The sequence below is a fragment of the Bradyrhizobium sp. th-b2 genome, from assembly GCF_000426785.1.
In the GTDB taxonomy this organism is placed as follows: domain Bacteria; phylum Pseudomonadota; class Alphaproteobacteria; order Rhizobiales; family Xanthobacteraceae; genus Bradyrhizobium; species Bradyrhizobium septentrionale.
The window spans coordinates 394805-409112 of the sequence record NZ_AUGA01000001.1 but is presented as its reverse complement, the minus strand read 5'-3'; the positions used below and the strand labels follow the sequence as shown (position 1 = coordinate 409112).

Genomic DNA, 14308 nt, shown 5'->3' with positions numbered 1-14308 from the left:
CAGCATAGGCTTGCACGGAGTGGACATAGTCGAGTGTGCGAAACGATGCACCAGCGACTCGAGATGTCTGGCGTTTGCATACGATCGTTGGAATAGGAGTTGCTACCCGAAAAGTGCGTTCTCCGGCTCAATACTGGATCCACGTTCGATGATTGCGGTGAAGAAACCCGGGGAAATTCCGAGGGTCTCACAAAAGGAAAGTCAGATCGATACCTTGCGCAACAAGCGAATGCATGGCGCGCCTAACAGAACCTTGAGAGTGGATAATTTCGACGCCTGCAAGAGGACCTGCAACGAGGAACTCTTGTGCGTTGCCTTCAACTTTTTAAAGCGGACCAGTGGGGTCAATTGTGAGATGTACAAGATCTCGGAGGGCTATGACGGCGATTCATCGGTGGATGCTGGATATAAGTATCAGGCCCCTTAGAGGTTGAATGTTCTGCCTCGGGTCATCAGCGCACCTTGGTAGCTTGTCCGCAGGATGTCCGCGCGAGGTGCGCGCCCTGACACCTCCGCGCGCGGGGCAGAAACCTGATCCCGCTGGAGTATGCTGCGATCTGGCGCTGCGAGATCCTGCGGCAGTTCGCGCATCGGTATCTCAGAGCCTGTGATGACCTGCTGACAAAGGAAGTGCGCGCAGAAATCATCCGGAGGCCCGATGGCGCTGTACCGTATCTCTTCTTCTCGCGTAGCTCCATATGGCTCTCTCCAGCTTGACAGAGCCCTGCCTCAGGTCACAGGCTTTCGCTTGCTGCGCTGGTCTTGATACTGGTTGGGCACCAAACCCAGTTCGTATTGATATGATTGACATTTTTTAGTGATCTCTTCTCCCACAAGGGGAGAAGGGAAGAGTCGTCCGCGTTGTGTGCTCAAACTTGAGTCTACACGCTACGCATTTGCCGTGACGCGGCATTGCGCCGCAAAGCGGTGACTTCGCGCTTGCCCGGCGCAGGGCGGAATGCGAGAGCTTTTCGCCTCAGGGAGAGAAGCAATGAAAAAACATACTCGGCGCGAGTTCGGCGCCACCGCATTGTCTGTCATCGCAGCGTCCGTGCTGCCCGCGCCGTTCGTCCGGGCCGCGGACAAGAAGTACGATCCGGGTGCGAGCGACACCGAGATCAAGCTCGGTCAGACCGTGCCGCATTCCGGCCCCGGCTCGCTCTATGGCGTGCTCGGCCGCGTCGGCGAAGCCTATTTCCAGATGCTGAACGACAAGGGCGGCATCAACGGCCGCAAGGTGAAATTCCTCACCATGGACGACGCCTACAGTGCGCCGAAATGCGTCGAGGCGACGCGCCGCCTGGTCGAGCAGGAGGAGGTGCTGGCGCTCTATGGCTCGCTCGGCACCGCGCCGCAGACCTCCGTGCACAAATACCTCAATTCCAAGGGCGTGCCTCAGCTGTTGCTGAACACCGGCGCCTCGAAGTGGAACGACCCGAAGAATTTCAAATGGACCATGGCGGGCCTGCCGCTCTATCCGACCGAAGCGCGCATCCTGGCCAAGCACGTCGTCAGCGTGAAGCCGAACGCCAAGATCGGCATCCTCTACCAGAACGACGATTTCGGCCGTGATTTCCTGGGGCCGTTCAAGAAGGTGCTGGCCGATGCCGGCGGCACCGCGCAGGTGATCATGGAGCAGATCTACGATCTCACCGATCCGACGGTCGATTCCCAGCTCATCAATCTCTCGAAGTCGGGCGCCGACGTGTTCTACAACATCACCACCGGCAAGGCGACGTCGCAGTCGATCCGCAAGGTGGCCGAGCTCGGCTGGAAGCCGTTGCAGCTGTTGTCGGCGGGCTCGACCGGCCGCTCGATCCTGAGCGCCGCGGGACTCGAGAACGCCAAGGACATCGTCGCGATCCGCTACAACAAGGAAGTCGGCGTGCCGCGCTACGAGAAGGATGCCGATGTGGTGGCGTTCGAGGAACTGCGCAAGAAGTACCTGCCGAATATCGACCCCGACAACACCATCGCATTCGCCGGCTACGGCCAGGCCGCGACGATGGGAGAGATCCTGCGCCGCTGCGGCGACGATCTGACCCGCGCCAATGTGCTCAAGCACGCCACCACGCTGGCCGGCTTCCACTCGCCCTATTTCCTCGACGGCATCAATTACAGCTACACGCCCGACAACTACACGCCGATGAAGACGCTCTATGTCTCGATCTTCAACGGCAAGGATTGGGACCTCTCCGGCGAGCCGATGACGGAGTAGGCGGCGGGCACCGCACTATCGTCTCCCTCGCCCCGCTCTTGCGGGGAGAGGGCGGGGTGAGGGGCTCTCTCCACAAGGCGGTGTAAGCCGACAGACCTGTACCCCCTCACCCGGAATTCAAGCGGTGCTTGAATTTCGACCTCTCCCCGCAAGCGGGGCGAGGTAAGGGACCAGCGCAACGGGGCAGTGCCACCTGCTGCCATCCCGCTTCGCCCTCGACGAAACCGCCTGAACCACCTACCTCTTGGGCGTGTCGACGCTCGATCTCTTTTCCGTCACGCCGTCGGAAACGGCCGATCTCTTGCCGCGCCGGTTTCGCGACTGGTTCGCCTCACGCGGCTGGTCGCCGCGCGAGCATCAACTCGCGCTGTTGGCGAAAGCGCGCGAGGCGCGCTCGGCGCTGCTGATCGCGCCCACGGGCGCGGGCAAGACGCTGGCGGGTTTCCTGCCGACGCTGGTGGAGTTGAGTGGGGAGGGCGAAGAAACACAGCGGCATACTCGATCGCCACCTCCCCCCTTGCGGGGGAGGTCGACGTCCTCTGACGCGCAATTGCGCGTCGGAGGACGGCGGGAGAGGGGTACGCCGCTTGCTCCGAACGATACGGCTTACCCCTCTCCCCAACCCTCCCCCGCAAGGGGGGAGGGAGCCCTACCAGCGAGCGCCGCTGAGCCAAGAACGAATCTCATCTCCACGGGCCGCGGCGTTCGCCGCTCCGCCGGCTTGCACACCCTCTACATCTCGCCGTTGAAAGCGCTCGCGGTCGACATCGCGCGCAACCTGGAGACGCCGGTTGCCGAGATGGGACTGCCGATCAGGATCGAGACCCGCACCGGCGACACGCCGGTGTCGCGGCGGCAGCGGCAGCGGCGCTATCCGCCGGATATTCTGCTCACCACGCCCGAGCAACTCGCGCTGCTGCTCGCCTCCGACGATGCGCCTTTTCTGTTCTCCTCGCTGAAGCGCATCGTGCTCGACGAGCTGCATGCGCTGGTCACCTCCAAGCGCGGCGACCTGCTGTCGCTCGGGCTGGCGCGACTCTGGACCATCGCGCCACAGGCGCGCGCGATCGGCCTCTCGGCGACGGTGGCCGAACCTGAGCAGCTGGCGCGCTTCCTGGTGCCGCAGCCGGGCGGCGCGAGCGTGTCCGCCGACGTCGTCACCGCCGGCGGCGCCGCGCCGCCGGTGGTCGAGATGCTCGACACGCGGGAGCGGCTGCCATGGTCGGGCCACAGCGCGCGCCATGCGCTGCCCGAGGTCTATGAGCTGATCAAGCGCAACAAGACCACGCTGGTGTTCGTCAACACCCGCAGCCAGGCCGAGATGCTGTTCCAGGATCTCTGGCGCATGAACGACGATGGGCTCGCGATCGCGCTGCATCACGGCTCGCTCGACGTCGCGCAGCGCCGCAAGGTCGAGGACGCGATGGCCGCCGGCCGCCTGCGCGGCGTGGTCTGCACCTCATCGCTCGACCTCGGTGTCGACTGGGGCGATGTCGACCTCGTCATCAATATCGGTGCGCCCAAGGGATCGTCGCGGCTGATGCAGCGGATCGGCCGCGCCAACCACCGCTTCGACGAGGCCTCGCGCGCCGTGCTGGTGCCGGCCAACCGGTTCGAGGTGCTGGAATGCCGTGTCGCGATCGATGCCATCGCCGAGAATGCGCAGGACACGCCGCCGCTGCGCTCCGGCGCGCTCGACGTGCTCGCCCAGCACGTGCTCGGCTGCGCCTGCGGCAAGCCGTTTCTGTCCGATGAGCTCTACGATGAGGTCAGGACCGCGGCGCCCTATGCGTCGCTGGCCCGAACGAATTTCGACGACGTCGTCGACTTCGTCGCGACCGGCGGCTACGCGCTCAAGACCTATGAGCGTTTCGCGCGCATCAAGCAGGACAAGCAGGGCCGCTGGCGCGTCACCAATCCCAAGGTGCGGCAGAGCTATCGCCTCAACGTCGGCACCATCGTCGAGGAGACCATGCTGAAGGTGCGGCTGGTGCGGTCGCGCGCCGGCGGTAGCGGTTCGACCGGCGCGATCGCGCGCGGCGGCCGCATGCTCGGCGAGATCGAGGAAGCCTTCATCGAGGGCCTCGTGTCCGGCGACACGTTCGTGTTTGGCGGCGAGGTGGTGCGCTACGAGGCCTTGGTTGAAGACCAGGTCTACGTCTCCCGCGCCAATGATAAGGATGCAAAAGTGCCGTCCTATATGGGCGGCAAGTTCCCGCTCTCGACCTATCTCGCCGAGCGCGTCCGCAAATTGCTCGACAACAGCCGTGCCTGGACCGCGCTGCCGGATCAGGTGCACGACTGGCTGTCATTGCAGCGAAAGTTCTCCCGCGTCCCGGCGGCGCGCGAGTTGCTGGTGGAAACCTTTCCGCGCGGCGGCAGCCATTATCTGGTCTGCTATCCCTTCGAGGGCCGGCTCGCGCATCAGACGCTCGGCATGCTGCTGACTCGCCGGCTGGAGCGCGCCCGCGCCCGTCCGCTCGGCTTCGTCGCCAATGAATATGCGCTCGCGGTCTGGGGCGTCGGCGATCTCTCCTTCATGATCCGGCAGGGCAAGCTCGATCTCAACGCGCTGTTCGATCCCGACATGCTCGGCGACGACCTCGAAGCATGGCTCGCAGAATCCGCGCTGATGAAGCGGACCTTCCGCAATTGCGCCATCATCTCCGGCCTGATCGCGCGCCGCTTCACCGACGAGGAGAAGTCGCGCCGCCAGGTGCTGTTCTCGACCGACCTGATCTACGACGTGCTGCGCAAGCACCAGGCCGACCATGTGCTGCTGCGCGCCGCGCGCGGCGATGCCGCCACAGGGTTGCTCGATCTCCGCCGCCTCAGCGACATGCTTTCCCGCATCCACGGCCGAATCACCCACAAGGCGCTCGATCACGTTTCCCCGCTTGCCGTGCCCGCGCTGCTGGAAATCGGCCGCGAGTCAGTTTATGGCGAAGCATCCGACGAGCTTCTGGCCGAGGCGGCCGAGGAACTCGTGCGGGAGGCGACGACATAACGCTGAGGACCGGATGTGACGGCGAGCGCGCAGGTTTTGAGAGACGGTGACGACATGCGCGTTTCCAGGGTCACGGTGGCGGATATCGGCTTCGTGGCGGATTTCTCCGGCGCGCTGTTCTGGGAACAGCAAAGCCTGCTCGTGGTGTCCGACCTGCATCTGGAAAAAGGCTCGAGCTTCGCTGCCCGCGGCGTGCTGCTGCCGCCCTACGACACGGTCGCGACGCTGAGCCGGCTTGCCGCGGTGATCGCGCGGCACGATCCGCGGCAGGTGATCGCGCTCGGTGACAGCTTTCACGATCGCGACGCGCATGCACGCCTGTCGGGGCCGGATCGCGAGGCGCTCGCGGCGCTGCAGATGCGGCGTAACTGGATCTGGATCTCGGGTAACCACGATCCGGCGCTGCCGACCAATCTCGGCGGCGTGGTCGCGACCGAAGTCGCGATCGGCCCGATCGTGTTCCGCCATGAGCCGACGGGCGCGAGCGGCGAGATCGCCGGCCATCTGCATCCCAAGGCCCGGGTGCCGACCCGCGGCCGCTCGATCGAGCGGCGGTGCTTTGCCTCTGACGGCGAGCGTGCGGTGATGCCGGCCTTCGGTGCCTACACCGGCGGCCTGAGCATCCGCGACGCGGCGTTCGCGAGGATTTTCGGATCGCCCGGCTTCATGGCCCACGTGCTCGGCGACAACCGTGTGCACGCGTTCGCGGCGTCACGGTGTTATTGACGATCGTGACCAGCCCACTCCAACCTGCCACCATTCTCGGTGTCGTCCCGGGCAAGCGAAGAGCGACCCGGGACCCATAACCACCGATAGTCGTTGTTGCGCGTCGCTGGGGCCAAAGCTTACTTCGGCAACACAACCCTGTGGTTATGGGTCCCTGCTTTCGCAGGGACGACGGCAGAGGTTATTGCGGCACTCAGCCCTACGCCGCCTTCGCCTGCACGCTCTCGCAATACTCCGCCAGCCTGTCCGCCAGCCGCAGCGTCGCGGGGCTGGCGTCGGGGGCTGCGACAAGCGCGACCTCGGTCCGCTCGATCGGCGCAAAGCCGTCTTTCGCGGTGAGAACGCGATGCTCCGCCTGGATCGACATCTCCGAGAGGATGCTGAGCCCAAGGCCGGCGGCGACCGCGGCCTGGATGCCGGCGAGGCTGGAGGAGGTGTAGGCCATGTGCCAGTTGCGGCCGGCGCTCTCCAGCGCATGGATGGCGCGGGCGCGATAGAGGCAGCCCGAGGCGAAACCGATCAGCGGCACCGAGCCGGCCGCAACGTCACGCGGATGGCTCTTGCTGGTGACCCAGTGCACGCGTTCCGGCCACACCGCGATGCCGCCCTTCTCATCGGCGGCGCGCTTGATCAGCGCGAGATCGAGATCGCCGCGCTCCAGATCGCGGTACAGGAACAGGCTTTGGCCGGAGCGCACGTCGAGCCGCAAATTCGGATGGCTGCGCGAGAAGGTCGCGAGCAGCTTTGTCAGCCGATAGGCGGCAAAATCCTCGGTGATGCCGATCCGGATCGCGCCTTCGCTGCCGGGGCGCGACACCACATCACGCGCCTCTTCGGCGAGCGACAGCAGCCGCCGCGCATAGCTCAACAGCCGCTCGCCGGCCTCCGTCGGGGTCACATCCTTGCCGCTGCGAATCAGCAAGGGCTGGCCGACGTCCTCCTCCAGGCGCTTGATCTGCTGACTGACAGTCGATTGCGTACGGTGGACGCGCTCGCCGGCGCGGGTGAAGCCGCCGGCATCGACCACCGAGACGAAACTGCGCAGCAGCTCCAGATCGAGCATCGCAGCCTCCATTAATAAATCCACTGGATGTCAGTTTATCATTTAATTTACAAATATCAAGGCGCGGGCCTAGATCATGGGCGAAGGAGAATGCCCATGTCCGCCGCAACCTCGTTGGCCGCCCCCCGTACCCGCTTCAATACCCTGCCGCTGCTGATCGCGCTGTTTTGCCTGCTCTGGAGCTATGCCTTCGTCGCCGGCAAGATCGGCGTCACCGATTGCCCGCCGCTGATCCTGCTCGCCGCGCGGTTTTCGCTCGCCGGCGTCCTGATCCTTGCCGTCTCCTGGCTGCGCAGCGACAGATGGGACCTCACCTGGCGCGACGCCGCGGTGTTTGCCGTGATCGGCGTCGCCAACAACGCGCTCTATCTCGGCCTTGGCTATACCGGGCTGAAGACGGTGTCCGCCGGGCTCGGCGCACTGATCGTCTCGGCCAATCCGGTATTCACCGCCATGCTGGCGGCGATGTTCCTCGGTGAGAGCATGACCTTGCGCAAGGTCGTGGGCCTCGTGCTCGGCATCGTCGGCGTTGCCTTTATCGTCTGGCATAGCTTGAAGGTCGGCACCGATAGCCCGCACGGCATCCTGTTCACCTTGGCCTCGCTCGCCTCGATTGTCGCCGGCACCATGTTGTTCAAGCTGCTGGCGCCGAAGGGCAGTCTGTGGATCGGCAACGGCATTCAGAACATCGCCGGCGGACTTGCAGTGATGCCGTTCGCCTTCACGCTCTCCAGCATCAGCGACATCGTGCCAAGCATGCGGCTCGCCGGCGCCTTCGCCTTCCTGGTGCTCGGCGGCTCGATCCTCGCCTATCTGCTCTGGTTTCATCTCCTGAAGGTGTGTGGCGCGACCGCAGCCAGCGCCTATCACTTCCTGATGCCGCCGCTCGGCATGCTGTTCGCCTACCTCGTGCTCGGCGAGCATGTCGAATTTCGCGACCTGCTAGGCATCGTTCCGGTTGCGCTCGGCATCTATCTGGTGACCCGCCCTGCCGCCGCCGCGCCCAAGAGGAATGTGACGTGAGCATCACCACGCTACGGCCATAGAGCTACAGGTTTCATCGGAGGAACCCTGCGGTATCCGGTTCGTTGTCGCGACGGCCGGAACCGCATGACACACAAGACCTCGCGAAAACATCACGACAAGTCGGGCAGCGCGCCGGCTGAGAAAGCTCCGCGCCAGCCGTTTAGCTTCCGTAATGTCCTGAAGACGCTCGGCCCCGGTTTGATCACCGGGGCCTCCGACGACGACCCGTCGGGGATCGGCACCTACAGCCAGGCCGGCGCGCAACTCGGCTACGGCATCGGTTGGACCATGCTGCTGACATTCCCGTTGATGACCGCGATCCAGGAGATTTCCGCGCGGGTCGGCCGCGTCACCGGGCACGGCCTTTCGGGCAATGTCTGCCGACATTATCCACCTTGGCTGCTGGTCATCGTGGTGACGCTGCTGTCCATCGCCAATACCATCAACATCGCGGCCGACCTCTCGGCGATGGCGGATGCGACAAAACTCCTGATCGGCGGGCCGGCCATCCTCTACGTCGTGCTGTTCGGCGTCGGTGGCCGCCCAGATTTTCATGAACTACCGGCGCTACGTCGCCGTCCTGAAATGGTTGACGCTCAGCCTGTTCGCCTATGTTGCGGCGCTCGCGTTTGCCAAGGTGTCGTGGACAGAGGCCTTGGCCGGCGTGCTGGTGCCGCGCATCACCTGGAGCGCGGACTATTTCACCACCATCGTCGCGATCCTCGGCACCACGATCTCGCCCTATCTGTTCTTCTGGCAGGCCTCGCAGGAGGCCGAGGAGCAGCGGATCGACGCCAGCAAGCAACCGCTGATCGAGCGGCAATACGGCGCGCAGCGCGAATTCTCGCGCATCCGCGCTGATACCATCACCGGCATGGCGTTCTCCAACGTGATTGCGCTGTCGATCATCGTCACCGCCGCGGCCACGCTGCATTCCGCCGGCAAGACCGATATCCAGACCTCGGCGCAAGCCGCCGAGGCATTGCGCCCGATCGCAGGACCCTTTGCCGAGGTGATCTTCGCGCTCGGCATCGTCGGCACCGGCCTGCTGGCGATCCCGGTGCTTGCCGGCGCAACGGCCTACGCGGTCGGCGAAGGACGGCGGTGGTCTGTCGGGCTGGCACGCAAGCCGAAGGAGGCAATCGCATTCTATTTGGTGCTGGCGCTGTCGGGCGGCATCGGCATCGCGCTCAACTTCACCCCGATCGATCCGATCTCGGCGCTGTACTGGAGCGCGGTCGTCAACGGCGTGCTCGCGGTGCCCGTGATGGTGCTGCTGATGTTCATGGCCCGCCACAAGCCGGTGATGGGACGCTTCGTGATCGGCGGGTGGCTCTACTGGCTCGGCTGGCTCTCGACCGCTTCGATGGCGCTCAGCGTGATCGCGATGGGCGTCGGGCTGCTCCTATGATCCCCGCGGTCAGAACAGCGAGGGATCGATCCTGGTCGTCGATTTGACCTTTCGCAGGATGATGGTGGTGCGGTAGCTCGCGATATCGGTGTCGCGATGCATGAGGCGGTCGAGGATGAATGATTGATAGCGTGCGAGGTCGGAAGACACGACACGGAGCGAGTAATCCCAATCGCCGGCAATCATGCAGCATTCGACGACCTCCGGAAGGCCGGTCACCTTCTTCTCGAAGCGCTCGAAGGATTCCCTGGTCTGCTGCTTGAGGCGGACCTCGACGATCACGTCGAACCCGAGCCCGATCTTGGCTGGGTCCACCAGCGCCACGTAGGAGCGGATGACGCCGGTCTCTTCGAGCGTCCGGACGCGTCGCATGCAGGGGGCGGACGAGAGGCCGATCTGTTCGGCCAGCTCGAGATTGGTGATGCGCCCCTCGACCTGCAGCAGGTCGAGGATTTTTCGGTCGATCTCGTCGAGCACCGTCGTGGTTCCCATTTCTTTCGCATTTTCCGTATCTTGCGCAATTAATTGCAGAAGAGGCGGCCAAATGCATCCCAAAACGCAATGTCATTGCGATGGTGCGCGCTTAGGATGCTCTGCGAGAACCTGAATTCGTGGCGATTCATCAAAGGGAACGGGCATGGCCGGAAATGACGACAAATCGTTCTGGGACCGCGCACGGCATCACCTCATCCGTTATGGCGGGACGTTCGCTCCTGTGATCATCGAGCGCGCCTCCGGATCCTTCGTCTATGACGCCGACGGCCGCGCCATCCTCGACTTCACGTCCGGCCAGATGAGCGCCGTGCTCGGTCACGGTCACCCCGAGATCGTCAAGACGATCAGCGAACATGCCGAACGGCTCGACCATCTGTTCAGCGGCATGCTGACGCGCCCGGTCGTCTCGCTGGCCGAACAGCTCGCCGAGTTGCTGCCGCCGGGACTTGATCGCGTCATGCTGCTGAGCACGGGGGCTGAGTCGAACGAGGCGGCCATCAAGATGGCCAAGCTCTTCACCGGCGGCTTCGAGACCGTTGCGTTCGCGCAGTCCTGGCACGGAATGACCTCGGGCGCGGCCGCGACGACCTATTCGGCCGGCCGCAAGGGTTATGGTCCCGCGCCGGTCGGCTCGCTCGCGATCCCGACGCCGAACCCCTATCGTCCCCGCTTCGGCAATGCGGACGATTGGCGAGCCGAATTGGCCTATGCCTTCGATCTGGTCGATCGCCAGTCGACCGGATCGCTCGCGTGTATGATCGCCGAGCCGATCCTGAGCTCCGGCGGGCTGATCGATCTGCCGGAAGGCTACCTTGCCGAGCTGAAGCAGCTGTGCGGTGCGCGGGGCATGCTGCTGATCGTCGACGAGGCACAGACCGGTCTTGGCCGGACCGGCGCGATGTTCGCCTTCGAGCGCGACCGCGCCGTGCCTGATATCCTCACTTTGTCGAAGACGCTCGGCGCCGGCCTGCCTTTGGCCGCGGTCATCACGTCAGCCGAAATCGAGGAGCGGTGTCACGAGCGCGGCTTCCTGTTTTACACGACACATGTGTCGGACCCGATGCCGGCCGCGGTCGGGCTGAAGGTCATCGAGATCATCCTGCGCGACAGACTGGTCGAGCGCGCCAGGACTGCGGGTGCGCGGCTGAGGGAAGGGCTCCTCGCCCTGCAGAACCGGTTCGAATGCATCGGTGACGTGCGCGGGCGAGGGCTGATGCAGGGCATCGAGATCGTGCGCGACCGCCACAGCAAGGAGCCTGACGAAGCGCTCGGAACGCTTGTGTCGCAGCGCTGCATGGAGCTCGGACTGAGCACCAACATCGTGCAATTGCCCGGCATGGGCAGCGTGTTCCGCATCGCTCCGCCGCTCACGATCAGCGACGACGAGATCGATCTTGGCCTCTCGATCCTGAGCGACGCTTTCGAAAGCACGTTGCAACGGCAGGGCGCTTGAAAGACTGGCAGATCAATCCTTGCGGAACACGATCGAGGCCATCCAGCCGGTCATCAGCGCCATGAATGCGGTGACGAGGCCGTAGACCAGGCCGTTCTGCCGCGCGGTGGTGGCGACGAACTGCTCGAAGCCGACCTTGACGATCTCGAACGCGGTCTCGGTCTTGGTCACCAGCGCGCCGTCGGCAAACAGCTTGATCTCGACATTGTAGGTGCCGATCGGCACCTCCGCCGGCAACGGAATGCCGGTGCGGAACAGGGTCGGGGTCAGGAACGTCACCGCCGAGGTCGCCTCACTGTATAGCCCGTGCTCGGAGCGCAGCCGGACGAAGGCGCTGCGGAAAGGATCGTTCGGCACCACGTCGGCATAGTCGGCCCCGACCCGCTGCATCAGGAGCACGTTGTTGAGCCCGAGCTGCTGACGCCGCTGCACCTCGGGCGAGGCGATCTGGTCGAACGGACGGTTGGAGAACAGCGCGAGATAGCCCGGCACCTGCAGGAACTGCCGCGAATCGGTGTTGATCCAGATCCCGAATTTGCGCTCTTTGCGCCGCGTGACCATGTCGGCGCGCGGGCCGGAGACCGTGACGACGAGATCGTAATTGCCGCGATTGGGCGGCGTCTTGTCGTCCTTTTCGACCGAGCCGAACAGCACCAGCTCGCCGCCGGAATAATTCGGCGTCACCGTGACGCGGTGGTTGGAGACCGATACGATCAGCCGCTCGGCATGGGCGGGCGCCGCGGCAAGCATGGCGGTCACAACACCGGCGATGGCGAACAGCGTGCGCGATCTCATGGCGGGCCTCCGCCACTGCTTTCGCGGATGGTGAAGAGATCCTGCGGCCGGATCACGAGCTCGACCGCAAAGCGGATGCCGACCGCGAGCACGAGCAGGCCGAGCAGCAGGCGCAAGTGCTCGCCGCGGATCTTCTGGCCGGCGCGGGCGCCGAACTGCGCGCCGGTGACGCCGCCGATCATCAGGATCAGCGCCAGCACGGCGTCGACCAGATGGTTGGTCGCGGCGTGCAGCAGGGTGGCGAACACCATGGTGACGAGGGTGAGCACCATCGAGGTGCCGATCACGGTCGAGGTCGGCACCCGCAGCAGATAGATCATCAGCGGCACCAGGATGAAGCCGCCGCCGATGCCCATCACCGCGCCGATGAAGCCGATCACGAGCCCGACCACGACCACCGGGATGACGGAGAGGTAGATCTTGGAGCGCTTGAAGCGCAGCTTCAGCGGCAGGCCGTGGATCCAGCCATGGCTGCCGGGCTTGCGCAGCGTGACCGGGCCACCGCGGCGCGAACGCAGCATCGCGCGCAGGCCTTCCCAGAACATCAGCCCGCCGACCGTCGTCAGCAGGATGACGTAGGACAGCGCGATCATCAGGTCGAGCTGGCCCAGCGAGCGCAGGAAGGTGAAGGTCCACACCCCGAGTGCGGTGCCGATGGTGCCTCCGACCAGCAGGACCGCTGCCAGCAGCGGATCGATCGCGCGTCTGCGCCAATAGGAGATCGCGCCGGAGAAGGAGGAGGCAGCGATATGGCTTGCGACCGAGGCCACCGCGACCGCGGGCGCGATGCCGACGAAGATCAAAAGCGGCGTCATCAGGAAGCCGCCGCCGATCCCGAACATGCCGGAGACGAATCCAACCGCCGCGCCCATCGCCAGGATGAGGAAGACATTGACCGGAATGTCGGCGATCGGGAGGTACAGCTGCACGCGCGTCGCTTCTTGTCGGTTCGCCGCGAGCTGGGCGCAAGGCCGCATCACGGCGTGATGTCGTTCGGGGCATTCTCCGGCTGAACGAATCCGGTCAGCGCGCAAGAAGCAGGCGAACGCGGGTCGATTGCCGCATTCTTGCATAACTGAAATCGGCGGGGGGAGGGACTAAAGATTCCGCCCCGGAGAGCATTTTTCGCCGCACGTTGCAGCTCAGCTGCGGACGTGGTTGATAATTCAGATTAATGACGTCCGTGTTGCCTCAGGGCCGATCGACCGGCCTGGTGATCAGGTTCAGCGCGAGCGCTTCCTTCGGGCTCAGCCAGCGGATATCCGAGGTCTGCGACATCGCCTCGACGATCCCGGACGAGACGCCCATCTTGGTCATGTAGCCCAGCACCATGCCCTGGATGCGTTGTGCCTCGGCGAGGGGATCGCTGACCGGTGCGCTCGTCGTGAAGCGATGCACGCCGAGCCGCGAGCCCGCGATGCCATAACGGGTCTGACCGCCGGCAAAGACCAGCACGCAGGCGCTGGCGCAGGCGGCGGGGCGGAGCTTGCCCGATGGGTCTGATGTGGCGACGGCGGTGACGAGCCCGCGGGTGCGGATCGCCTCGCCCATGATGGCGGCCTGGTTCAGCGCGCCGCCCTGCGACGACAGCAGCACGGCATCACCCGGTTTGAGACGCGCCTCGCTGAGCCGGTCGCGGAGCCAGCTCGCGCTGGCCGAGCCGATCTTGCCGCTGATCGCAAGCGCCCGCCGGCCGCGGCCCGATCCGTCGATGTCGACATCGGGAATCACCGCCGACGTCATGCTCGCCGCGATGTAGGTCTCGCGCCAGAAGTCCCAGGCGCCGGGCGTCGACAGGTCGCGGTAGGCCTGGATGGCAACGCTCGACAGCAGCAGGACAAAGATGATGATGGACCAGAGCGAGAACCGGAAGGCACGAGGCGGTGACGGCGCGTTGCCTTGCGGCGGCGCGTTGGGACGCGCGGCAAATGGCGACGGCCTCTCGCGCGGCGGCGCGACCCGGGGACCGGTCGGCGACGAACGGTGGGCTCCCGCTGCATCATCCTGACGGTCATCGACAGACAAGCCGGCTCCTCCGGAACGCGTGCGTTAATGGCGCGGGACTGCGCACCTCTCTACACGGCGGGAGGGCAGAGGTATAGCAGAGCGGCGCC

11 protein-coding genes and 1 pseudogene are annotated in these 14308 nt (G+C 64.9%); 7 read left to right on the top strand and 5 right to left on the bottom strand.

Annotated elements, in window-relative coordinates:
- The first annotated feature begins 19 nt into the window (after positions 1–19).
- From K359_RS66100 to pdeM, 4 genes are all read left to right on the top strand, one after another.
- On the top strand, positions 20–427 hold the full coding sequence (locus K359_RS66100; protein ID WP_371261118.1) for a PAN domain-containing protein: 408 nt from the start codon (positions 20–22) through the stop codon (positions 425–427).
- Positions 428–991: 564 nt separating this feature from the next.
- Positions 992–2218, top strand: coding sequence for an ABC transporter substrate-binding protein (locus K359_RS0101970; RefSeq protein ID WP_029077827.1), 1227 nt, complete (start codon positions 992–994; stop codon positions 2216–2218).
- A 250-nt stretch (positions 2219–2468) separates the two neighbouring features.
- Complete coding sequence (locus K359_RS50870) at positions 2469–5225, top strand: ligase-associated DNA damage response DEXH box helicase (RefSeq protein WP_035975914.1); 2757 nt, start codon at positions 2469–2471, stop codon at positions 5223–5225.
- A 54-nt stretch (positions 5226–5279) separates the two neighbouring features.
- The gene (gene pdeM / locus K359_RS0101960) at positions 5280–5951 is read left to right on the top strand and encodes a ligase-associated DNA damage response endonuclease PdeM (RefSeq protein WP_035975828.1); all 672 of its coding nucleotides are present in this window, start codon (positions 5280–5282) and stop codon (positions 5949–5951) included.
- Positions 5952–6150: 199 nt separating this feature from the next.
- Here pdeM and K359_RS0101955 read toward each other — a convergent pair whose 3' ends face one another.
- Positions 6151–7014, bottom strand: a complete 864-nt coding sequence (locus K359_RS0101955; protein WP_029077824.1) for a LysR family transcriptional regulator — start codon at positions 7012–7014, stop codon at positions 6151–6153.
- 96 nt (positions 7015–7110) lie between these two features.
- Between K359_RS0101955 and K359_RS0101950 the strand changes: the two genes are divergently transcribed.
- Both K359_RS0101950 and K359_RS50865 read left to right on the top strand, forming a co-directional pair.
- A complete protein-coding gene (locus tag K359_RS0101950) occupies positions 7111–8037 on the top strand; it encodes a DMT family transporter (protein ID WP_029077823.1) in 927 nt (308 codons plus the stop codon).
- Between the two features lie 87 nt (positions 8038–8124).
- Positions 8125–9451 (top strand): annotated as a pseudogene (locus K359_RS50865) (Nramp family divalent metal transporter).
- Positions 9452–9460: 9 nt separating this feature from the next.
- Here K359_RS50865 and K359_RS0101940 read toward each other — a convergent pair.
- On the bottom strand, positions 9461–9943 hold the full coding sequence (locus K359_RS0101940; RefSeq protein WP_029077822.1) for an Lrp/AsnC family transcriptional regulator: 483 nt from the start codon (positions 9941–9943) through the stop codon (positions 9461–9463).
- Between the two features lie 145 nt (positions 9944–10088).
- On the opposite strand from K359_RS0101940, the gene K359_RS0101930 reads away from it, so the two are divergent.
- Positions 10089–11399 (top strand): aspartate aminotransferase family protein, encoded by a 1311-nt coding sequence (locus tag K359_RS0101930; RefSeq protein WP_029077821.1) that lies wholly within the window; start codon positions 10089–10091, stop codon positions 11397–11399.
- Positions 11400–11411: 12 nt separating this feature from the next.
- Here the strand turns inward: K359_RS0101930 and K359_RS0101925 are convergent, their stop codons facing one another.
- The 3 genes from K359_RS0101925 to K359_RS0101915 form a co-directional block, all read right to left on the bottom strand.
- Positions 11412–12149, bottom strand: a complete 738-nt coding sequence (locus K359_RS0101925; protein ID WP_371261117.1) for a TIGR02186 family protein — start codon at positions 12147–12149, stop codon at positions 11412–11414.
- A gap of 41 nt (positions 12150–12190) precedes the next feature.
- A complete protein-coding gene (locus tag K359_RS0101920; RefSeq protein ID WP_029077819.1) occupies positions 12191–13123 on the bottom strand; it encodes a sulfite exporter TauE/SafE family protein in 933 nt (310 codons plus the stop codon).
- A 262-nt stretch (positions 13124–13385) separates the two neighbouring features.
- Positions 13386–14219 carry a hypothetical protein gene (locus tag K359_RS0101915; protein WP_029077818.1) on the bottom strand — a complete coding sequence of 278 codons (834 nt, stop codon included), beginning with the start codon at positions 14217–14219 and terminating at the stop codon, positions 13386–13388.
- Positions 14220–14308 lie beyond the last annotated feature (89 nt).